The 21,523-nt window shown below is 40.7% G+C and carries 18 protein-coding genes and 1 pseudogene; 7 read left to right on the top strand and 12 right to left on the bottom strand.

Translation table 11 applies throughout. The features are described from left to right. Positions 1-60: 60 nt before the first annotated feature. The 4 genes from FIS9605_RS0115705 to FIS9605_RS0115690 form a co-directional block, all read right to left on the bottom strand. Positions 61-669 (bottom strand): Uma2 family endonuclease, encoded by a 609-nt coding sequence (locus tag FIS9605_RS0115705; RefSeq protein WP_026733443.1) that lies wholly within the window; start codon positions 667-669, stop codon positions 61-63. A gap of 534 nt (positions 670-1,203) precedes the next feature. Further along, positions 1,204-1,770, bottom strand: a complete 567-nt coding sequence (pyrR, locus tag FIS9605_RS0115700; RefSeq protein WP_035139892.1) for a bifunctional pyr operon transcriptional regulator/uracil phosphoribosyltransferase PyrR — start codon at positions 1,768-1,770, stop codon at positions 1,204-1,206. Positions 1,771-1,906: 136 nt separating this feature from the next. After that, on the bottom strand, positions 1,907-2,872 hold the full coding sequence (gene cbiB / locus FIS9605_RS0115695) for an adenosylcobinamide-phosphate synthase CbiB (RefSeq protein ID WP_026733441.1): 966 nt from the start codon (positions 2,870-2,872) through the stop codon (positions 1,907-1,909). 67 nt (positions 2,873-2,939) lie between these two features. Next, the gene (locus tag FIS9605_RS0115690; RefSeq protein ID WP_026733440.1) at positions 2,940-3,383 is read right to left on the bottom strand and encodes an Rrf2 family transcriptional regulator; all 444 of its coding nucleotides are present in this window, start codon (positions 3,381-3,383) and stop codon (positions 2,940-2,942) included. Between the two features lie 432 nt (positions 3,384-3,815). Between FIS9605_RS0115690 and FIS9605_RS0115685 the strand changes: the two genes are divergently transcribed. Beyond that, on the top strand, positions 3,816-4,229 hold the full coding sequence (locus FIS9605_RS0115685) for an AbrB family transcriptional regulator (protein WP_026733439.1): 414 nt from the start codon (positions 3,816-3,818) through the stop codon (positions 4,227-4,229). Between the two features lie 119 nt (positions 4,230-4,348). Here the strand turns inward: FIS9605_RS0115685 and FIS9605_RS0115680 are convergent, their stop codons facing one another. After that, positions 4,349-6,253: a chloride channel protein gene (locus FIS9605_RS0115680; protein WP_026733438.1), complete on the bottom strand. Its 1,905-nt coding sequence runs from the start codon at positions 6,251-6,253 to the stop codon at positions 4,349-4,351. A gap of 543 nt (positions 6,254-6,796) precedes the next feature. On the opposite strand from FIS9605_RS0115680, the gene FIS9605_RS0115670 reads away from it, so the two are divergent. Then, positions 6,797-7,180 (top strand): hypothetical protein, encoded by a 384-nt coding sequence (locus tag FIS9605_RS0115670; protein WP_026733436.1) that lies wholly within the window; start codon positions 6,797-6,799, stop codon positions 7,178-7,180. 138 nt (positions 7,181-7,318) lie between these two features. Here FIS9605_RS0115670 and FIS9605_RS0115665 read toward each other — a convergent pair whose 3' ends face one another. Continuing rightward, positions 7,319-8,938 carry an ArnT family glycosyltransferase gene (locus FIS9605_RS0115665; RefSeq protein ID WP_026733435.1) on the bottom strand — a complete coding sequence of 540 codons (1,620 nt, stop codon included), beginning with the start codon at positions 8,936-8,938 and terminating at the stop codon, positions 7,319-7,321. A gap of 258 nt (positions 8,939-9,196) precedes the next feature. On the opposite strand from FIS9605_RS0115665, the gene FIS9605_RS0115660 reads away from it, so the two are divergent. Further along, on the top strand, positions 9,197-10,750 hold the full coding sequence (locus FIS9605_RS0115660) for a hypothetical protein (protein WP_026733434.1): 1,554 nt from the start codon (positions 9,197-9,199) through the stop codon (positions 10,748-10,750). 199 nt (positions 10,751-10,949) lie between these two features. Here the strand turns inward: FIS9605_RS0115660 and FIS9605_RS46120 are convergent, their stop codons facing one another. Next, positions 10,950-11,078: a hypothetical protein gene (locus tag FIS9605_RS46120; RefSeq protein ID WP_269321002.1), complete on the bottom strand. Its 129-nt coding sequence runs from the start codon at positions 11,076-11,078 to the stop codon at positions 10,950-10,952. Between the two features lie 553 nt (positions 11,079-11,631). Between FIS9605_RS46120 and rnc the strand changes: the two genes are divergently transcribed. Then, complete coding sequence (rnc, locus tag FIS9605_RS0115655; RefSeq protein ID WP_026733433.1) at positions 11,632-12,309, top strand: ribonuclease III; 678 nt, start codon at positions 11,632-11,634, stop codon at positions 12,307-12,309. A 13-nt stretch (positions 12,310-12,322) separates the two neighbouring features. Here the strand turns inward: rnc and FIS9605_RS0115650 are convergent. The 4 genes and pseudogenes from FIS9605_RS0115650 to FIS9605_RS0115635 form a co-directional block, all read right to left on the bottom strand. Further along, positions 12,323-12,736, bottom strand: a pseudogene (locus tag FIS9605_RS0115650) (carboxypeptidase-like regulatory domain-containing protein); the annotation flags it as partial. A 205-nt stretch (positions 12,737-12,941) separates the two neighbouring features. Then, positions 12,942-13,559 (bottom strand): J domain-containing protein, encoded by a 618-nt coding sequence (locus FIS9605_RS0115645; protein ID WP_026733431.1) that lies wholly within the window; start codon positions 13,557-13,559, stop codon positions 12,942-12,944. Positions 13,560-13,738: 179 nt separating this feature from the next. Then, positions 13,739-14,332 carry an ATP-dependent Clp protease proteolytic subunit gene (locus FIS9605_RS0115640; RefSeq protein ID WP_026733430.1) on the bottom strand — a complete coding sequence of 198 codons (594 nt, stop codon included), beginning with the start codon at positions 14,330-14,332 and terminating at the stop codon, positions 13,739-13,741. A 102-nt stretch (positions 14,333-14,434) separates the two neighbouring features. After that, entirely contained in the window at positions 14,435-15,100 is a 666-nt protein-coding gene (locus FIS9605_RS0115635; RefSeq protein ID WP_026733429.1) for an ATP-dependent Clp protease proteolytic subunit, read from the bottom strand. Between the two features lie 330 nt (positions 15,101-15,430). On the opposite strand from FIS9605_RS0115635, the gene FIS9605_RS0115630 reads away from it, so the two are divergent. The 3 genes from FIS9605_RS0115630 (at position 15,431) to FIS9605_RS0115620 (ending at position 19,628) form a co-directional block, all read left to right on the top strand. After that, the gene (locus tag FIS9605_RS0115630; protein ID WP_026733428.1) at positions 15,431-16,675 is read left to right on the top strand and encodes a vWA domain-containing protein; all 1,245 of its coding nucleotides are present in this window, start codon (positions 15,431-15,433) and stop codon (positions 16,673-16,675) included. Positions 16,676-16,789: 114 nt separating this feature from the next. Then, complete coding sequence (gene gloA2, locus FIS9605_RS0115625; RefSeq protein WP_026733427.1) at positions 16,790-17,176, top strand: SMU1112c/YaeR family gloxylase I-like metalloprotein; 387 nt, start codon at positions 16,790-16,792, stop codon at positions 17,174-17,176. Between the two features lie 391 nt (positions 17,177-17,567). Then, entirely contained in the window at positions 17,568-19,628 is a 2,061-nt protein-coding gene (locus tag FIS9605_RS0115620; RefSeq protein ID WP_051470039.1) for an ArnT family glycosyltransferase, read from the top strand. Positions 19,629-19,675: 47 nt separating this feature from the next. Here FIS9605_RS0115620 and FIS9605_RS0115615 read toward each other — a convergent pair whose 3' ends face one another. Further along, a complete protein-coding gene (locus FIS9605_RS0115615; protein WP_026733425.1) occupies positions 19,676-21,172 on the bottom strand; it encodes an ArnT family glycosyltransferase in 1,497 nt (498 codons plus the stop codon). Positions 21,173-21,523 lie beyond the last annotated feature (351 nt).

Genomic DNA, 21,523 nt, shown 5'->3' with positions numbered 1-21,523 from the left:
GACAAAGCGCTTATCTCAAAACAAATACACACGCAATATTGTTGATTTCGCAAGTAGCATTTAACCTTTCATCTCTCTTACTTTTTCTCGAAATGCGATCGCGGCTTCCAGTGGCTCAGTTGCAACTGCATATTGTGCCAGCATTGTCAGATCTAAATTCGGCAACACTTCACTCTGTACAATCTGTTCATAAGTTTCACAGCGCAGATGGTAAACTTCAAACTGATTGTTTTTGAAAAACCAAACTTCCCGAACGCCTAAGCGTCTGTAGACTTCCAGCTTGTCAATACCACCGCTGGTTACAACTACTTCAATGGCTAGATCGGGATATTCTTTTTCAGTACCAATGCAATAGGATTCATCTGGTTCTGTACCACCTCTTTTTTCTTCAATGCGGAATGTTGTAGAACCCAAGGGGAAGTAGCGGATACGCTTTTCTTGACAGTAAGCTTCTATTAAAGAACCAATAATTGTTTTATTACGTTCATGGCGACGACTAGGTGACACTAGTTCTAACACTCCATCTAGATAAGTAACCCGATATCGGAGGCTATCTCCTAGCTGATTGAGCAAGGCTTCATAGCTTTCCCAACTAACACCACTGATAATCTGCCGTTGTTCTGGATCGTCAGCCTGTAGCAGTTCGGATAAGTCTTGAAGTAAGACCATAACATCTCTTAACACTAAATCACTGTTGGTTTCTGCATACTTATACCAATTTAATGTGAAGCTGCACTAAAAGAGTAACCCTCCACTCTTGGCGTTCTTGGCGTCTTGGCGGTTCGTTTTTTAATATTCTGTGCATCTTCATAAATAATTGGTATTAGCTCAAGTGGCAATGCCGGTCGGAAAGAGATTAAGCATTATTGCTCATGCGATCGCGAATAGCTGCTTGAATCTTGGCATCGTTTTGCATGCTTTTCGAGCCATCTGCACTTTATTTACACACCTTCACAGGCAGCATCCTACGCGATCGCATCTTAAAACCTCCTTGTCTTTAGATTTACTTTTAACCAAAATCGAATTTGCATATAGCATTTAAACATAAATCTTGTGGGGTGGGCATCTTGCCCGCCCATGTTATCTAACTTTAAAAGTAAATAAGCTTACCACTGAAAAATCTGCTTACTCATGCAATCTACAAAAAATTTTTTCTTGCATTTTGGCACGGTGCGTCAGAGTAACGCACCCCACCACAAACAATCAATCTGCTATCAACTCAACGGCGTCTCGTCCATCCACATCTTGCAAGTAAACCTTAACAATCTCTTCTTTTGCGGTGGGTAACTGCTTGCCGATAAAATCTGGATGAATTGGAACCTCGCGATGACCCCTGTCTACCAGTACAGCTAAACGAATTGCCTCTGGTCTACCATACTCATTTACAGCATTTAAAGCAGCACGAACTGTACGTCCCTTAAAGATCACATCGTCCACAAGCACAACGGTTTTACCAGTCAAATCAAAAGGGATATCAGTTTTCGCAGGAGTCCGCAAGCCTATTTGGTCGAGGTCGTCTCGATAGAATGTAATATCCAATGCCCCTACTGATACGGACACACCTTCTAATGCCTCTATTTGACGCGCTAAAGATTGCGCCAGTGGAACTCCTCTAGTATAAATACCGAGTAATACTAACTGAGACAAGTCTCGCGTCTTTTCCACAATTTGAGAGGCGAGACGAGTTACAGTCCGACGGAGTTCTTCAGACGAGAGAATCTCAACTACTTTTGCTTTGCTAGAAATGGTAGAAATGGTAGAAATAGTCATATACCGTCATCCCCCTGAGTTAGTTTTTACAGGAAAACCAGGCAATAGAGAATCGGTAATGGGTAGTGGATAATGGGGAAATCTATTACCAATTACCAATTATCAATTATCAATTAACAATTCCCTACTTCCATAATTACGTTTTTAGAGCGATTAGCAAGAGAGTTGCTACCCCTAACCACAGCAAAAAGCAATATCGAGTTAGTTGCCAAGCTTTATGAATGCAAGTTGGGGTAATGGGATGAGTAGCATCTCCCAGCAATGGTTTGTGTTTAGCCACGCCACGATACCAATTAGTACCTCCCACCTGTACACCCAAAGTAGCAGCATAAGCGCACTCACTCCAACCAGAGTTGGGACTGAGGTCATTAGGTGCATCGCGACGACAAATTCGGATGACATGCAGAGGTTTACCTGACAGCAGCGCTAAAGTGATTACTGCTAAGCGACAGGGAACCCAAGTCAAGCCATCTTCTAAGCGCGCGCTAAACCATCCTAAATAAGTGTAGGGTGCTTGTCGATAACCCACCATTGAATCAAGGGTACTGCTGGCTTTATATGCCAAAGCTAAGGGTACTGAACCTACAACTGGCACAAATGCACCAATAATTGCATAAAAAAGAGGAGCCATGACTCCATCAATGGCATTTTCTGTAACTGTTTCGAGAACTGCTCGCAAAATTTCTGATTCTGTCAGATTTTCTGTATCTCGACCAACATAATTACTTAAAACAGAACGAGCATCCTGAATTTTTCCTAATGTTAGAGGTTGTAATACTGCTTGAGCTGCTACTCTCAAACTTTTCCCAGCAAAACAGCTAGCTAAGAGAATACTTTCTGTTGCAATTCCCAAAACAGGATGCAGCCATCTAGCAGCTTGAATTATTAAGTAGCCAGCAATGCCACTAGCAATTATTAAAAAAGTACCCAGCAATATTCCAGCTAAGCGCTGTGTTAGAGGATTTTGACAATATGTCAGAGCAAATTTGCTGAAGCGAGAAATTACCCACCCCATCACTCGCACAGGATGAGGCCATCCCCAGGGATCGCCGACTAAGTAATCTAAACCAGCAGCAATAATTAAAACAACAACAGTTGTCATTTGTCCTTTGTCCTTTGTCCTTTGTATGATTACCAATGACAAATGACTAATGACTAATGACCATTGACTAAACAACAAAACTAGCTTCTTCTCCAAGAGAAGCTTGCCAACTACGAGCGTCGTAATAAAGATCTGCCAAAGTAATACTGTACAATGCTTCTTTCAATTTTTGATGTAGCCTTTGCCAAAGAGTAAATGTTACCCAATCTTCTGCTTGTCCTGGAGAAGCGCGGTGATGGGGTAAAGGTTCTATAGTTTCACCAACTGCCTCTAAAATTTCTCCTAAAGATATTTGTGCTGGTTCTCGTGCCAGCTGGTATCCACCGATGCTGCCACGAATTGATTTTACTAACCCAGCACGACGCATTTCTATTAGCAGTTTTTCTAAATATGCAGCTGGGATATCTTGACGAGAAGCGATCGCTCTAGTAGAAACAGGCCCATACTCTGGCTGTAAACTCAAATCCAGTAAAGCCTTTACACTATAGTGTCCTTTGGTAGTTAATTTCATTTTGGTAAGTTTTTTTATTTGTTGTTTGTTGTTTGGTGTTTGTTGTTTGGTGTTTCAACCAACCACCAACAACCAACAACCAACCAATGACTAATGACTAAGGATCAGTTTTACTTATCATTCTGTGTGCCAGTTATCAAACAAGTACAAGCAGACAACTTTTTTAGCTATGCTTTAGGAATCTTAAACAAATATAGATTCCAGTGTAGCAGTCGCTCACAAACTCTAGATATTTATCAGCTTCTGTCCAATTCATTGAAATATATTGCAAAGGGAATATTTGTAAAACAGCAAAAATTCTGCTGATTCGTGTAATATACTTTGCGTTAGCTGATATAAAAATTTAAGGATTGTGTTACTACTTCCTCAAGGTCAGCTAAAATAAAATCGATTAAACTCCTTCAATCGTTCGTTCATTTTCGCTCTAAGTTGATGGCTAAACAGAAAAAAATTGAACCCCTAACCGGTGAAGATCTGCTCAAAAAAGTCAAAGAGCTAGAAAATCTGAGCAAAGAAGAAAAAGCTAAACAGTGTGGCTACTATACCGTGACAAAAAATGGTATAGAGCGTGTCAACATGATGAAGTTCTTGAATGCCCTAATTGATGCTGAGGGTATTCAGTTAGATAGCGCTCCCAGCGCAAATGGACGTGGGGGACGCAGTGCTAGTTACAGAATTAGTGTGCAGTCTAACGGTAACTTGCTAATAGGTTCTGCTTACACCAAACAGATGAATCTAAAGCCTGGAGATGAGTTTGTGATCACTTTGGGCAAAAAACATATTCGTCTGAGGCAAATAGACTCAGATGAAAAAGATGATTCTGAAATCCTAGAAGCAACAGCATAAAATAGTCATTTGTCATTTGTCTTTAGGAGGCAGTGCGCCCTTGGGGATTGTCCCGCTTTAGCAACTGCCGTTCATTTGTCTATACCAATGACCAATGACTAATGACTAATGACCATTGACTATTGACTGTTGACTACATCTGTTTTTGTCACCACTGGTAGATAGTGGCGGAGAGCTTTGCGCGTGACTGCGATGTTGCAGGTTAAAGCAATTTGTTCTCGTTCTAGTAAACCCAAAATTTGTTCGGGGTTGTCTCGTGCTACCACTGGTAACTGATGCAAACCGCGAAGAGCCATGCGATCTAAAGCTTCAGATAAGGGTTCATCTTGCCAAGCATAGAGAATATCAGTGGTACAAATATCGATGAGAGTTTGATTGGATAAATCACCTCGATCTTCGATTGATGAATCTGGGAAATTCTGCCAAATAGAAAGGGTGCGGTTGATATCTTCTAGAGAAAGGATACCAACTAATTGCCCTACTTCATTAACCACTAAAGCACTGCGAGAGCGATCGCGTATCATTTCCATAGCAGCCTCTATTACTGTCATAGTTGCTAGCAGTTGTTTTGGACAAGGATGCATGGCTTCTTCGACGATTATTTGCTGTAAAATTTCTGTCTGTTCGTCTTTCAATTCCGAAAGACCTATTTGTTGAAGATTTAAATTGGAGTTAGAATTAGGCTTAATTCTCTCCACTAACCAAACACTTAAACCTACAGCTGCCATTAGAGGTAAAACAATACGGTAGTCTTGCGTTAGTTCAAACAGCAACAAAATTGCTGTTAATGGTGCTCTCACACTGGCAGCAAGAACTGCTGCCATTCCTACCATTGCGTAGGCTGGAGGAGCAGCTATAAAATCACTAATTGCAGGTGCTGCGTTTGCCAAAATTTTTGCATAGGCAGAACCTAAAGAAGCACCCAAAAACATTGCTGGTGCAAATACACCACCGACAAAACCGCTACCAGCGCTAATTGCTGTCATTGCCAATTTTACTAACAGCAACACAATCAAAAGTTGCAGCGAAAATTCCACATCCTGAAGCATTGCTTCTACTGTTTCATAACCAATGCCCAAAATTTGTGGAAAATGTAAAGCAACTGCACCGATGATCGCACCCCCAATAATAGGATGGATATGCTTCGGTATTTTCCCCAACCAAGTAAAACCGGGAACTCTACCTGCAAAGCAGGCTTTTGCCAGTCGAATTAACTGAGTATAAGTCAAAGACACCAGACTTGCCCACAAACCCAAGCCGAGATATAAGGGTAATTCTAAGGGGCTGCGGACTTGGTAAACAGGTAAGGTAAAAGCTGGTTGTGCCCCCAAGCCAATGTGAGCAATTAACGCCGCAACTACTGCTGCCAGCAACACTACACTTACCGCAGAAGTAGCAAATGATGTTGCTCCCAGCACTACCTCTAAGGCAAAAAAAACACCTGCAATCGGGGCATTAAATCCAGCAGCCAAGCCAGCCGCAGCGCCAGCACCTAAAAGCAAACGCTGGCGTTCTTGTGATACTTGTAGCACCACAGACAGCAACATGCCAAAATTAGCACCAATTTCCACACTAGGGCCTTCTGGCCCCAGGGAAGCACCGCTACCCAAGGAAACTGCTGCCGCTAGCATCTTTGTCACCGGACGTAGCTGTCGTTTTATCTCTCCTTTTTGGGAAGCAGCAATTAAAGATGATAGCCCAGGGCCAAAGTCTTGCGATCGCCAGCGCATCAAACCAACAATTAATCCGCCTAGGATGGGAACGCAAGCTAAAGTCCAAGCGCCCCAAACGCCAACTACACCCATAAAGTTTTCCAGCATGAGGCGGTGAATCAGCTGGATTAAATAGTGAAAAGTAACCACACCCATCCCGCTACCACCGCCAATTAGCAACGCTAAAAGCAGCACAACGGTTTCTGGGGATGGTTGAAAACGGTTAAATAGATAGGTTAAACGGATGGAAGGAGAAGGAAAGGTAGATTGTTCCGTCGCCTTCCTGAGTTCTGTGGGAGGCAGGAGAGTCATTGAGTGAGGAGTAAATCTAATAAAAAATTTAAGATTTTATGCCTTGCTTTTCATTGTGAGCGATCGCCTAGTAACCAGACAAGTAGAGACTTTGCAAATAAAGTTCTTACTCTATTTGTTAATTTACAAAGCTTTTGTGAAAAATTTTCTAGCTTGCAAAATTTGTGTGGCGAGAGTGCTTAAATGGGAGAGAATTGGAGACTTATGCTCTTTAGGAGGATTAGCAAAAGCGATGAGGAATTATTCTCAGCTGAATCTGATTATACTCGTGTTGCAGTGGCTGCCACGCCACTGCATCATCTTTTAGAATTATATGCAACATGGCTGAGATTAGATGTACAGGGAAATCTATACGCCCTTTGAGCGGGAATTCAATATAGATATTAGCCTGCTTGCAAAAATGTCTTTTGCAAGAGTTGGGTAGAGGTTAAAGGCACAAGAATACTTTCATACCTTTCACCCTTACCCTTTGTCCTTTTTCTGGCTTCTGCAAGAAGTTTATTTTTTATAGAGTAAGTTAAGTCGACTAAGCGGACGAGGTAGATGAACACACACACTTTTGATAATCATTATGTGACTTGCCCCATTTGCCAAAGAAATTCTACGCCTAAACCAGTTAAGACTTATGTTGGGTTGTTTACCTGTCCGTATTGTCAAGAAAGGCTTGTAGTCTCAAGTAGCGGTCACTATGTCCGCGATCCGTTTACATTTAAACAGATTATGATTTCATCAATGCTGCGTCGTCAAAGCCGACCCTTAGCTAGGCTCATCCGCGATCTCATTGTTCTTAAACGCCCTTTGTTTGTCTTAGCTGTAGGAGGTGCTATTCTCTTTGGTATGATTGCTGTGTCTCAGCAAAATCGCAACGACGACGCCTCATCACCAAGTATTGAAAAAATCAAAGATGAGGGAAAAAAATCCCAGTGAGCACTTTTCCTGGGATAAATATCCTCTTCCACAGATTTCAGTATTAGTATATCAAAAATTACTCAGGTTAATGGTTAGTGGTTAGTGGTTAGTGGGAAACAACCAAGTACTAACTACTATCTACTATCTACTATCTATTTACAATCTACCTGTATTTTTTGTAACTAGTTTCCAACCTTCTGCTTGATCAAGTAGATTCGCTGAATCAAGTTGGAGATTATTAAGGGTAGGTTCATCTAACAAGAAGTAGGGTTGTTCTTTGTGACGCCAATAATATTGCAATTCTCTAATAGAAGCAGAAACTATATTGCGATCGCTATAAAAATTTAACGACGGACGGTTTTCAGGATTCGATGTGTAAATCTTTGTACCTGGTGGTGTTTCCCGTTGAATCATAGCTGCGACTGGTTTGACTGGATAGCGTTCTCCTAATTCCCAAACCCAATAGTTAGACTTCATCAACAACAGCAGCGAAATATAAGATCCCCAAAACAAAACTCTGAGAAATTGTGTATCACCGCGTTCTGCCAAAATAGCTGCTAAAGTCATTGTTGCTGCAACTGCTGCAAAAATCAGTTGTAAATCTGATTTTGATGCCGATCCCCAACTAAAGTAAATGCTACCACCAGCTGCTATCACTGCCAGAATTGCCAAAATTATCACCCAAGGACGGGGATAAGATGATAGTAAAGGCAAATTCTCAATTTCCCCCAGTTTTGCTCCCATCACCAAGGCTAAGCTTGGATAAATTGGAAACACATACCAAGGAAGTTTGGTTCTCATTAAAGAAATCGCAATCAAATAAACTATCATCCACACCAGCACGAGTTTTGCCCAACTGAAGTTGCGGTTTTTCCAGGATAAACGCAAGCTAGATGGCAAAAAAAGTAACCAAGGCCAGGTGTACTTGAGAATTTCCAGCAGATAGTACCAAGGTGGGCCAGAATGTTCTTCAACAGGTGTCCAAATGCGGCTGAGAGATTGACCGACCATGCCGACATTGGTAAAAGTTTGACCATATTCCCACCACTGGGCACCGTACCAAAAAGCTACGGGTATAATGCCGATGAACATTCCTATCCACATATAGGCACTGGTCAGCATTCGTGGTGTATCCCAAAACAGAAATACCACTGCCACAGCACCTAACAATACGCCTAACATGCCCTTAGTTAGGCAAATCAACCCAAAACAGATGCCTACACCCAGGCAATAACGTAAGTCACGACGCGATCGCAACAAACACCACATCATCAGCATAAAAAAACATACCACTGCGCCATCCAGCATGGCTAGTCGTCCATGACGCACCACCGGTAGCATCGTTAGGTAAATCAAAGCACTGTAGATAGCACAAAAACGCTGACGAAATATTTCTCGACCAATACAATACAGTAAAGGTACTGAAATAGCTGTTAAAATTGCTCCGGGTATTCGCGTTGTCCATTCATTTACACCCCCCAAGGAGTAAGCCCAAGCAATCAGCAAGTGCATCAATGGCGGCTTGTTGTGATATGGTTCACCTCCCAGGGTTGGATGAAGCCAACGCATCGAACCAGCTGGGGCCTGCCAAATTTCCCTAGCAACCTGCGCCACAGTACCTTCATCCCAATCTCGCAGCGGTAATTGCCCAAGATTTATGGTAAACAGTAACACAGCTGCAACCAGCAGCACTATTACCCATGTCCCATCAACCCATTTCTGGTGCGATCGATATTGCTTTTCTAGACGGCCCCAAGTAAAGCTTCCTTCTTGCATAGTCTAGGATACTTGTTTTGCTTGCTGGTTTGATTAAAAGGAGACGTTTGCAAGCCTCCATTGTTGCCATTTAGCAACAATCACTGCTTTAAATTCCTCCTAAATTTTAAATTAACTCAATTTTTGCTAACCAATCATAATATTTTGCGACAACATTTTTGACTATACTTTTAAATTTATTTAACAGGCATTGATTTTTAAAATTGACACCTAACATACCAAATATCAAATCTTATTCAGTTATTGTGGAGATAATCAATGAATTTACCTTCTATTTTAGATGTAGCAATTGGTTTAATATTTATTTATTTAATTTTAAGTTTATTAGCTTCAGAAATTCAGGAACTAATTGCAACTGTTTTTCAATGGCGTGCCGAACACTTAAAAAAGTCAATTGAAATTCTTCTGGCTGGTGATATAAAAAGTGCAGAAGAAGCGCAAGTTATTCAATTAGCAAATAACATTTATGATAATCCTTTAGTTAAAAATATCAATCAAGAAGCAAAAGGATTATTTGTTACCCTACCTCGTAAAATTACTTGGTTAATTGGCTCAATTTATCGTTCTATCAAAAACCCTCGACCGGGAACAGATAAAAGCGATAGTATTTTTGGCAACAAAAAACACACTGGCCCATCTTATATTCCTGCCGATGTTTTTGCTACTACTCTCGTTGAAACATTACAAATATCAACATTAGTGCAAAATTTAAGTGCATCGAGACTACAGACTTTCAAAAAAGAAAGATTAAGTGAAATAGAAGAAATTATTATTAAATTACAAGAACAGATAAATAGTGATGAAAATTTTGCATATTTTTTCAATAGTATCTATAACGGGTATGCAGAACTCCAAGCAGAATTTGAAAAAAGTTGTTGGAATTTTCAACAAAAAAAAGCTAGCTTGAAGACAAGCCTTAATCGTATGGCAGAAAGCTTAGATAGATATATAGAGGCTTTTCAGGCAGAGATGCCAGAGTATGAATTATTTAGCAAAGCCTTACGAAAACTCAAGTTTTTAAGAAAAGATATTTTTGAAGATACTGAACAAGCAATAGCTCTTGGAGGACTGCGCCCTAATATTAACGAAGTTGTGCAAACAATTAATAAAAGTAGTGCTATATATAAAGAAATCGAAGCGGCAATTAAAGACCAAGATAGCGAAACCTATCAGGGAATTAAGCAGGCAATTGAGACATTACCACCATCTGTTGTAGACAATCTTGCCGTTTTGGCAAAACGCGCTCAGGCAAGAGTTAAAACTACAGAAGAGGGAATGAATGCCTTACGCCTGGAAATTGAAAATACATTTAATAGCTCAATGGAACGAGCCTCTGGTGTTTACAAACGTAATGCCAAAGGAGTAGCAATTTTAATTGGCTTGGCGATCGCTGTTACTGCTAATGCAGATGCTATTCACATGATTAGCAGGTTATCGAAAGATTCTGCTCTCCGAGATACAATTACAAATAATGCTGGGGAAATCTTACTAAAATACAGTAATAGTTCTACTGCTAATTTAGATGCGTTGAGAATAGAAGCAGACCAGGCTTTAACCAATATTTCTCTACCTATTGGTTGGAGTGATATCAACTTAAAACAGCAAATTCACTGGACACGCCAGTCAAAGCAAGGTTTTCCAAATATTAAAATTTTAACGATGATTCCTGGCTGGATTCTGAGTGGAATTGCTATTGCTATGGGTGCGCCATTTTGGTTCGATTTGCTTGGCAAAATTGTGAATGTGCGTAATGCAGGCTCACGGCCTAATTCTTCAAAAAGTAATTCGGTCGATAGTGAGGAAAGTTTATAACCCAATACGGTTCAGTTAAGGATTTTTGGTAAAAAAAATTGGTCTGTAGAGACGCGAAATTTCGCGTCTCTACAAAGGGTTCTGGGCTTATCACGAAGCGTATTGATTTATAGCCTTAAATTTAAAGCAATTTTTGGTCGTATGCATTAAACTCTGTTTTTTGATCCCCCCTAACCCCCCTTTTTAAGGCAGGGCTGTTTCATTCCCTAAAAGGCTCTGATTTACAAGCGTCTAAGTCAAAAAAATCAGGTGATGAAAAAATCTGATTGGACAAGAAAATGGCGATCGCACTCAAATTTTCTGGTCTTTGCGGTGATTTTTCGCTCACCAACTTCAGCAAATTTTACAGCGAGTACTCTTGACAAAATCCTTACCTGCTCGAATGAAACAGCCCTGCTTTTTAAGGGGGGAAGAATCATTCAAATATCTTTTTTAAGCATCAAATTTGATGGTGTCATCAGCCAGTAAGAGAGCATTGACTTGAAAGTGAGCCACTGGCTAATAGGGCGATCGCACAAAGTTGGATCAAGCATTGAAGTTGATTATTTCAGACTGAAATTGCACTCTCTGCCATCTTAAACAAACTTCACAGTAACAGCATCCCCTAATAAGCTGACTTATTCACTAACTATAAAAATATCTTAAGTTTTCTTGATTATTTGTATCAATATTATTTTATTTTTTAATAAAAATTAACAAATAAAATAAACTAAAACATTTACTACAGAATGATAAGTCCAGCGCACACGCTCATTTGCTGTCTGGCTCATAGCCGCTTTCCTTTTAAATAGGATTATATTTAAGGCTAACTATTTTTAAAACAATATTGATTGATATTGAGATTTTTCGATAATAATGGCATGAAAGAGAAATTGCCCGAGATGCACAAACTTTTGCAATTTCGTGATGAAACACTTCTACACTGTGCGCTGACACACCGTTCCTATATCCACGAACATCCCGAAGCAGGTGAACACAACGAACGCTTGGAGTTTCTCGGTGATGCTTTGCTCAACTTCTTAAGTGGCCAGTATCTCTATCGCCGTTACCCCCAAAAAGGAGAAGATGAATTAACACGGCGGCGATCGGCGTTAGTAGATGAAAAGCAACTTGCTAGGTTTGCTGTTGAGGTAGGCTTAGACTTGCGAATGCGCTTGGGTAAGGGTGCAATTCTTGACGGTGGGTTTCAAAATCCCAATTTGCTCAGCAGTACTTTTGAAGCGATAGTTGGCGCTTACTATTTAGATAATAATTCTGATATGGAGGCTGTTCGTGCTGTTGTAGAACCGCTGTTTGATTCCGTCCCGGAAAATATTGTTGAGTTTCGCGCCAATGTAGACTCTAAAAACCGCTTTCAAGAATGGGTGCAACGCAATATTACCCCAACTCCGCCCAAGTATGTTACAGAACAAGCGGGGGGTTCTTCTCATGCGCCTGAGTTCATTGCTAAGGTATTTGTAGGTGAAAAAGTATACGGTGAAGGCAGGGGACGCAACAAAAAAGATGCTGAGAAAGCTGCTGCTGAAGATGCGCTGGCGAAGGTGAACGAAAAAGTGTAAATTTATTCTCTCTCTAGGGTTGCTTGATATTCAGTTCTTGGAATGGTTCTGAGGACTCCTGTATTTTTAAGTTACTAACTGTTTTACCGTTGATTTGCAATTCGTACTCACCCTGTTGCAACTCTTCTAGATAATACACTCCCGCACTGTTGGTTACAGAAAAACGGCGTTTTCCCGTACGTGGTTGTATAGCTTCTACCCTGGCGCCAGCAATGGCATTACCTTGGGCATCTGTAACAACTCCTGAGCGAGTATAGGAACGAATCAACGGTATCATCACAGGAGTATAACTGCCAGCGACTACATCCACAGCAAAAGCATCTGTTGTTGCTTGCCAGTCGGGAGGAAAACCAGCAGGATCAATATCTAGGCGATAGGTTCCGGGTGCAAGACGTATATTAATGCGATCGCTTTTTATATCTGGTTGCCGAAGTTAATGCCTGAAGGTAAAGCAGTGGCAAATAATTTGACTCTGAAGACGTTGACTGACATTTATGGGTCAACGCCTACTGAATAATCTAGCTATCAAAAAATACCAAGGCTACAGTAATAATACAGTTTTAATTTCCTTGGATAAAAACTAGGTAAGTTTAACCAAGGAAGTCAATAATATATAAACTTTTTGTAAAACCTCAAAAAATCTGCTCTAACTTCTGAAAGTCCCGCTGCACCTCATTCCACAAAGTCTTGTTGTGGGGGTCTGTTTTCAAGGCTTTGTTCAGATATATTTTGGCTTTAAATAGCTGGTTTTCTGCAATTAGTGTGCGTCCCCAAAGTTGATAGGCGATCGCCTGCCACTGGCGCACTTCTGCATCTTCAGGTAAACGTGCTGCTAAAGCTTCCGCTAGTGCGATCGCCTGTGGAAACCGTCTTTCTTTCAAAAACTGCTGCAATTGCTCATAAGTCTTCCACTTCAGTCGCTGTTCTGTTTCCGAAATGTGCGGCGGTTGGGGCGTCGGCTGTTTTTTCGGCGTCTGTTGAGGAGTTGGTTCGGGGTTGGGTGTTTGTGTTTCTCCAGAAGCTGAGGCTGGTGACTGAGTTGACTGTTGGGCTGTTTTTTGAGGCGGTATCACCTGCAACAGCAACTTGTATGCCTCGGTCAAGGCAATAAACTTTTCTTTTGCTTTTTTGTCATCTGGGTTGATATCGGGATGATATTGTTGCGCGAGTCGGCGGTAAGAGGCTTTAATTTCGCCAAAGGATGCTCCCGACCTTAAACCCAATAAACGGTAGCAATCTCCAAGATCCATCTTGAGCTATAAGAAGCACTATATTCAGCTATCAGCTACTAGCTTAAAGCTTGAAGTACTAATGATAAAGACCAATTTGCCATTTTTAGAGGCACAGGGCATGGGAATAGGGGACAGGGGACAGGGGATAGGGGACTGGGTTATTCCCGATCCCCTATCCCCAATTCCCTAGTCCCTAGCTAGGGACGTTCTTCAATTACTTTGTCAATCAAGCCGTATTCTTTTGCCTCTTGGGCAGACATGAAAAAGTCACGATCCATGTCTTTTTCGATCTTTTCTATTGGCTGACCAGTATTTTTAGCGTAAATTTCGTTCAGTTGACGACGAATCCGCAGAATTTCTCTGGCTTCAATTTCAATATCGGTTGCTTGCCCACGAGTACCACCAGATGGCTGGTGAATCATAATCCGTGAGTGAGGCAATGCCAATCGTTTGCCTTTAGTGCCAGCTGCTAGCAGGAAGGAACCCATCGAAGCTGCTAAGCCCACACAAATGGTAACTACATCTGATTTGATGTGTTGCATGGTATCAAAAATCGCCATGCCAGATGTAACCATCCCACCGGGGGAATTGATGTATAGATAAATATCCTTGCCTGGATCTTCCGAATCCAGGTATAGCATTACGGCGATAATTTGATTGGCAATTTCATCATCAACGTCTCGCCCCAGGAAAATAATGCGTTCCCGGTAAAGACGATTGTAGATGTCAATCCATTGTGTATATTGTTCCCCTGGCATCCGGTAGGGGACTTTAGGAACGCCTATAGGCATTTTCGTTACTCCGTTTGTAATTAGTTATTAGCCAATTGTTGGTAGTTGGTTGTTGATAGTTGGTTGGAACGAACAACGAACAACAAACAACAAACAACTGATTTAAAGAATTCCAGCTGCTGGTACGGGAGGATGGGCAAGTTCTTCTTTCTCAAAAACTCGGTCAATCAAGCCATATGCCACAGCTTCCTTGGGAGTGATATAGAAGAGGCGATCCATATCCTTCTCTATTCTTTCCTTGGGCTGTCCGGTGTTACGGGAGAGGATGTCTACCATCGTCGCTTTATTTGCCAGTACTTCTTTAGCCCGGATCTGAATATCTGTGGCTTGGCCTTGGGCGTAGCTCTTGGGCTGATGCAGGACGATGGTAGCGTGAGGCAAACTAGCGCGGCAACCTTTTGTCCCAGCACTGAGAAGCATTGCTGACATACCCATTGCCATACCAATGCAGATGGTGTGGATGGGAGGCTTGATATATTTCATCGTGTCATAGATGGCGAAGGCTTCCGTTTCAAAGCCGATGGGTTCGCCACTATAACCGGAGGTACCAGTCGAGTTAATGTAGATTTTAATTGGTTTGTCTGGATCGTCGGACTGCAAATACAGCAGTTCAGCTATGATTAATTCGGTGACAGCAGGCACCAGTGGCATGCCAAGATAGACAATTCGCTCCTTCAACAATAAGGAAGGTAAATCTGGTGGCGGCGTGCGGTAGAAGTTATCACCGTAATAAGGGGCTTGCACAGCCTTGATGGGGGACATGTCCATAGCAACTGTTGCCTGAAATAATGCCGTTAACTGTAATACATCCTAGCGCGAGGCTAAGTCACCTGGAGGTGTGGATTTCTCGCTAATTAGCAAAATTTCTCTATGTCTGAGTAGCTTTTGCACTCAAAATATTGTCACTATTATTAATAGATGTTTTATAAGACATGGGAAATGGTTAAAGGGTAAAGGCTTCTTAATTCCTTTCCTTCCCCTTTCCCCAACTTCTTTAAGAAGTCTAAAGTATGTCTGCTGTTTAGCTTTTCCGTAGAACGGATATTGCACTTTGAAGTTATTTATAAATATGTATATCTTGGATGGAAACCCGAAGTTATGAAGGTTAGTTTGCTGCCTAGACTGAATGATGGCAACCTAGATGCCAATCAAATGAGCAGTCAACGTCAGTTGGCTATTTCTCTTGCTGCGATCGCTGAATTTAGCGATCGCGATGTACCGCTGAATTTATGCCTAATTCTCGATCATAGTGGTTCGATGAGTGGGCGACCGTTAGAAATAGTAAAAAAAGCGGCTCATCAGATTGTTGATGGGCTCAAAGAAGGCGATCGCCTGAGTGTGGTAGTTTTTGATCACCGCGCCAAAGTATTAGTACCCAATCAAACTATTGAAGACCGAGAACGCATTAAACAGCAAATTAATCGTCTTGCTGCTGATGGCGGTACTGCTATTGATGAAGGGTTGCGTTTAGGAATTGAGGAACTAGCAAAAGGGAAAAAAGAAACAATTTCTCAAGCCTTTCTATTAACTGATGGTGAAAATGAACACGGCGACAACAAGCGTTGTTTGAAATTTGCTCAGTTGGCTGCTGGCTACAATTTGACTTTGAATACTTTGGGATTTGGTGACAATTGGAACCAAGATATTTTAGAAAAAATTGCCGATGCTGGTGGTGGGACGTTGTCTTATATTCAAAAACCAGAACAGGCGGTAGATGAGTTTAGTCGTCTTTTCAACCGTATTCAAGCAGTAGGATTAACTAATGCCTATCTACTGTTTTCTCTGATGCCGAAAGTTCGCTTTGCAGAACTAAAACCTGTTGCCCAAGTTTCTCCAGATACGATTGAGTTACCAGTGCAACAAGAAGCTGATGGACGTTACGCGGTGCGTCTGGGAGACTTGATGAAGGATACGGAACGGGTAGTTTTAGCAAATATTTATTTAGGGCAATTCTCTCCAGGCAAACATACTATTGCTAATTTACAAGTGCGCTACGATAACCCCGCGCAAAAACAGACAGGGTTACTATCAGAAAATATACCTGTGGAAGTGAATGTGATTCCAAATTACCAAGGTGTTTCCAATCCGGAGGTACAGCAGCATATTCTGGCATTAGCAAAGTATCGACAAACGCAGCTAGCAGAAGCGAAATTACAACAGGGCGATCGCGCTGGTGCTGCAACAATGCTGCAAACTGCTGCTAAAACTGCTTTGCAAATGGGAGATGTGGGTGCAGCTACGGTTTTGCAAACTTCTGCTACCCGCCTGCAATCAGGAGAAGAGTTATCGGAGAGCGATCGCAAAAAAACCAGAATTGTATCGAAGACGGTTTTACAAGATTAATAGTTTTAGGGGTGGGATATTACCCACCCTATAATTTTTTTGAATAAACGAACCACAAAGTACGCATTAGACGCGCAAACGGCTTCCCGCAGTGTAGAACGCAAAGAAAAGATAATGAAGACTACAGGTATTCATCATATAGCTATTATTTGTTCTGATTATGAACGGTCAAAGAAGTTTTATACGGAAATTTTAGGTTTTTCTATGATTAATGAGACTTTTAGGAAGGAGAGAAATTCTTATAAGTTAGATTTACGAGTGGGGGAGAATCATCAAATTGAGTTATTTTCTTTTCCGAATCCTCCACAAAGAGTTAGTAATCCGGAGGCTTGTGGATTAAGGCATTTGGCTTTTGAAGTTGAAGATATTGAGCAAGCTGTTAGCGAGTTAAAAGCTCAGGGTGTTGAAGTTGAAGATATTAGAATTGATGAAATTACAGGTAAAAAATTTACTTTTTTTAAAGACCCAGATTCTCTACCATTAGAAATTTATGAATGGTAGTTATATCAATTTTTAAATCTTATCTGAGCGTAAAGGCGAAGCATTTGCATCTTTCTACACAAATGCTTCGCCCCTACTACTTCTTTCGGGCTTTCCACGTCCCACCATAAACATAAAACGGGTTATTATCGCTTAAGTGCTGCCAACATTTAGGGCAAACAAAAACCCAATCGCCGTCCTGCTTGTACTTAACGCGATAAAGTACCGATGCAGATTGACTGCACTGGCAGCAGAGTTTGATTCGGTGCGATCGCGCCATTTTTAGGGACTAAAAGAGATTAAGATCTAGTGGTTAGTGGAAACTACTATCTACTATCTACTAACTACTAACTACTAACTATACAATCTGGTAAACTATCCCAGAAAAGTTACAGGTGGATTTCCTGCCCTAATGAAAGCGAAAGCTTCCCCGTTGTTGCTTGCCATCTTCATCATCTCACTGATACTGCGTACTCTGGCAATTACTGCTTCCCTAAATACAGATGAGGGATTGTGGATTTATCGTGGTAGTCAGTTTGTCAAACGCCTGTTTGAGGGAGATTTTACGCATACTATTCTCAAGCATCATCCAGGGGTTCCCAATATGTGGCTAACTGGCAGCAGTATGTTGTTGAATTGCTGGTTGCACAAGCTTTTCCCTGGTTTTCTTGGTGTAGATTTACCTTCAGATATCGGGGCTTGTCTAAATTTAGAAGAATTTCCTATTAACTTATATATAATCCCCCGTATTGTGCAAGCGGTAGTCACTTCCGCTTGTATGGTGTATGTATATGTACTGACAAAGCGGTTATTAGGACAAGCAGTAGCCCTATGCACCATAAGTCTGCTGTTATTAGAACCATTCTTTGTGGCTTATCAGCGCTTTATTACTACCGATGCGCTACAAGCTGATTTTGCAATTTTGGCTGTGCTGTTGTTTCTACTCTATTTGCGAAAAGATGGGAAACGCAAATTCCTTTTTGCTTCGGGAATATTTCTAGGACTGTCAACGGCAGCTAAAATCACCGCGTTGTTTTTATTACCTGCGATCGCCCTTCTAATAGTATTGATTGAACTAGGATTTTGGCGAAGCAGCTTTCCCCAAAGAGGCTGGAAGCAGCAATTTCGGGGCTATGCACTTTGGGGAACTACCATTTTAGTAGTGTTTGTTCTGATTTTTCCGGCGATGTGGGTTTCACCCGGATATGTTCTCGATCGCATACATCAGGGTGTTTTGCAAGAATCCGATCGGGGATTTCTTTTTTTCTTGGGACAACTCACCCATTCGCCGGGGATTCTATTTTATCCGCTAGTACTGGCGTATCGCCTCTCACCTGTATTGCAAGCGGGGTTATTAGCAACAAGCGCAATATTATTCATACCCAAGTTACGGCGTCAGCAGGAAAAAATGCCTGAGATAGCAGCAGTTGCCCTAATTACCCTCTGGGTGCTGTTGATCCTGTCAGCTAGTGACAATAAAATCGACCGTTATATTAATCTTTGCTTGCCGATGTTGGCAATACTTGCGGCGGTTGGCTGGTTAGAAATTATTGCTGGAATTACACAAAGGAAAAATATTCTCCCCTCCTCGCTTGCAGGGAGGGGTTATATAGTTCTATTTTTGTTGCAACTAGTCTTCCTTCTTCCTTATCACCCTTATTACCTCGCCTACTACAATCCTTTGCTGGGTGGTGGGAGGGTAGCCCAAAATATATTTATGATTGGTCAAGGAGAAGGTTTAGAAAAAGCTGCTCAATGGTTGAATCTGTTACCTAATGTGAAAAAAACTAAAGTAGCGAGTTGGTACAGTCGATATTTTTCCAGTTATTTCCACGGCCAAATCTTACCTATAGACAAACGTGTCCCATCTGGAATTCAACCTTGGACGCAAGCTAATCGAGTGGTATTCTACAAAAACCAATTGCAGCGTCAATTGCCGGAACCAAAGATGCTGAATTACTTTGCTATGCAGCAACCTTTGTATACTGTACGGCTGCATGATATTGATTATGTGTGGGTGTATCCGGGGCCACTACCTTTACCTGAAGATTTAAAGCGCATCCAGTTTCCCTTGTCTTTATCTTTCAAGGAACAAGTGCGCCTACTAGGTTATGACTTGAATAAAACTAAAGTGTCTGCAAATGAGGATTTGCTCATCACATTCTACTGGGAATTTCTTGCACCACTGCCGCGTGATATTTCAGTCAAAATAGGTTTGCGCGATCGCTTCATCCACAACTCCAGTGTACCTAATGACAACTTTACTAATCTTGCAAATGCACCCTTGGTAGATGGATATGTGTTTCCAGAACAAATAACTACAGGTACAGTTGTGCGGGATATCCACAAGCTCAAAATTCCCCCTAGTACATCACCCCAGCACTACCAGCTTGAGGTAGGGTGGTTCTCTCCCAGTAAAGGAGAAGTATTAGGAAAGCCAGCAGTTATAGGTGAGTTGGAAGTAGTAAAGTGATGGGAAGAAGAAGAAACTACCAATAACTAATGACAAATGACCAATGACTAATAACTATTGACTATTTTTTCCCAATCAGCAATCGATAAGCGATAAATTGTAGCTACAACTCGTCCATTGTTGGAAAAAGTTTTTATCGGCTCATATCGTTCTTCCCAATAGCTTTGCTCTTTGTCTAATATTTTTTTGTTTCTGTTTTGAGGATTTTTGATATATATAATGTAGATGTCTCCAGGCAAATTACGATCGTACGGTTGCAATTCCAGATTTTTAAACTCTACTGGAATATAATATCTCGTAATACTTTTCTTCTCATTGGTAATAAAGTAACCATTCTTTCCTGTACTTTTTAAATACAAGCCTATTTTTTCCCAGTGCCGATAGTAAGGGAACCCAAATAAACTTTGTCTGCTTTGTCTTTTAAATTCTAAAAATAAAAAACTTTTATCTTCCCACGGATACTCTTTATTATTATCTATAAACAATAAATGAGAAATGAGAAATAAAAAAACATATATGAAATTCAAAAAAGCAACATTAATATATTTTGCTTTAACTGGAAATTGATTGGCTATCAAGAATTGGAATAATTCCAATCCAAAAGCCATTAAAATTGAAAAAGGTAATACGTATGTGTAGATGTGCGTACCAGGATTACCAACTAATGTTTCTAAAGAGAAGATAGGAAATAACAGCCATAATACAACTGAGAAATTTTCTTTGATTCTAAATAATCCTAGTAAACCCAAAAGAGCATATAAATATATAACAAATAACGGGTTATAAGTCATGAATGTTCTTGTAGAACTGACAGACTGCTTATTTATCCTCTCCGCCCAGTATGTCTTAGTCGATTCTGATATCGAAAAGAAGAAAGGTATATAAAAGATAGATATTGATATCAATAAGACAGAACTTGCACAAATTAAATGCAGGAGTTGATTGTTATTCTGGGAAAAGTTGCTGTTGATATACCATCGATAAATTAAGTAAAACACAAACGGTGCGATAAATATGCCATCGTAATGTGCAAGAATAGAAATTCCCCAGCACAACATCCCTAGATATAAACCATATATTCTCCATTTTTCATACTTTGTAGATAAACTTAGAAAATACAAACATAAAATAGAAAATAAAATCACTAAAGATTGATATTGAACTATCCTTGAAAAGGCAACAAATAGTCCATTAATAGTTATAAATAAAGATGAGTATAGGGCTATTCTCTTTCCAAACTCTAGTTGAACAAACTTATAAAAAAAATAAATAGCGAATATACCTGCTATCGTAAAAGGTAGTCTGATTAGAAACTCATTATCATACTCTGGATTAATAAAACTCATAGTATAAGTTATCAAGAATTGAATCGGCCCCTTCCTTTGACTGAGTAGGAAATCAATCAAATCTTGACCAGTTTCTGGTTTGTACAAGGCTCTAATTTCATCGCCTTGGTAATTTGAATATCCTAAATTAATTAATCTCAACCAAAAAGTTACAATGACTAAATAAGTTAAAGGAATAATGGTTTTAACTTTGTTCATCTTGCTTAGCTTGACTTTATCCATTTTTCCCGATGGGATGCCCGGAAGGAAGATCGCGAGTGCGATCGCAAAAAAATCTGGAGTTGGCTGCATACATAATATTTGTCTAAGTACAATGTTGCACAAATTCGTAACGAATTAAATCGTAGAAAGACTCTGCGCCCCTGCTGCACTTACTCCGCTACAGGCGTGCGTTTAAAAAAGCTACGATTTTATGCAAAGCTGTACTAAGTCCAATACCTCTCAAAGGGGAAAGGGAAAAGGATGGAAGCACCCCTTACCCCTTCACCTTTTACCTTTTCCCAGACACAAATGAACATGAAGCGCGCTTATCCGAGAAGTATTGGTACT

Origin of the sequence: Fischerella sp. PCC 9605 (genome assembly GCF_000517105.1) — a bacterium.
Taxonomy (GTDB): Bacteria; Cyanobacteriota; Cyanobacteriia; order Cyanobacteriales; family Nostocaceae; genus PCC9605.
The sequence above is the reverse complement of the archived record's forward strand: the minus strand, read 5'-3'. Positions and strand labels throughout refer to the sequence as shown.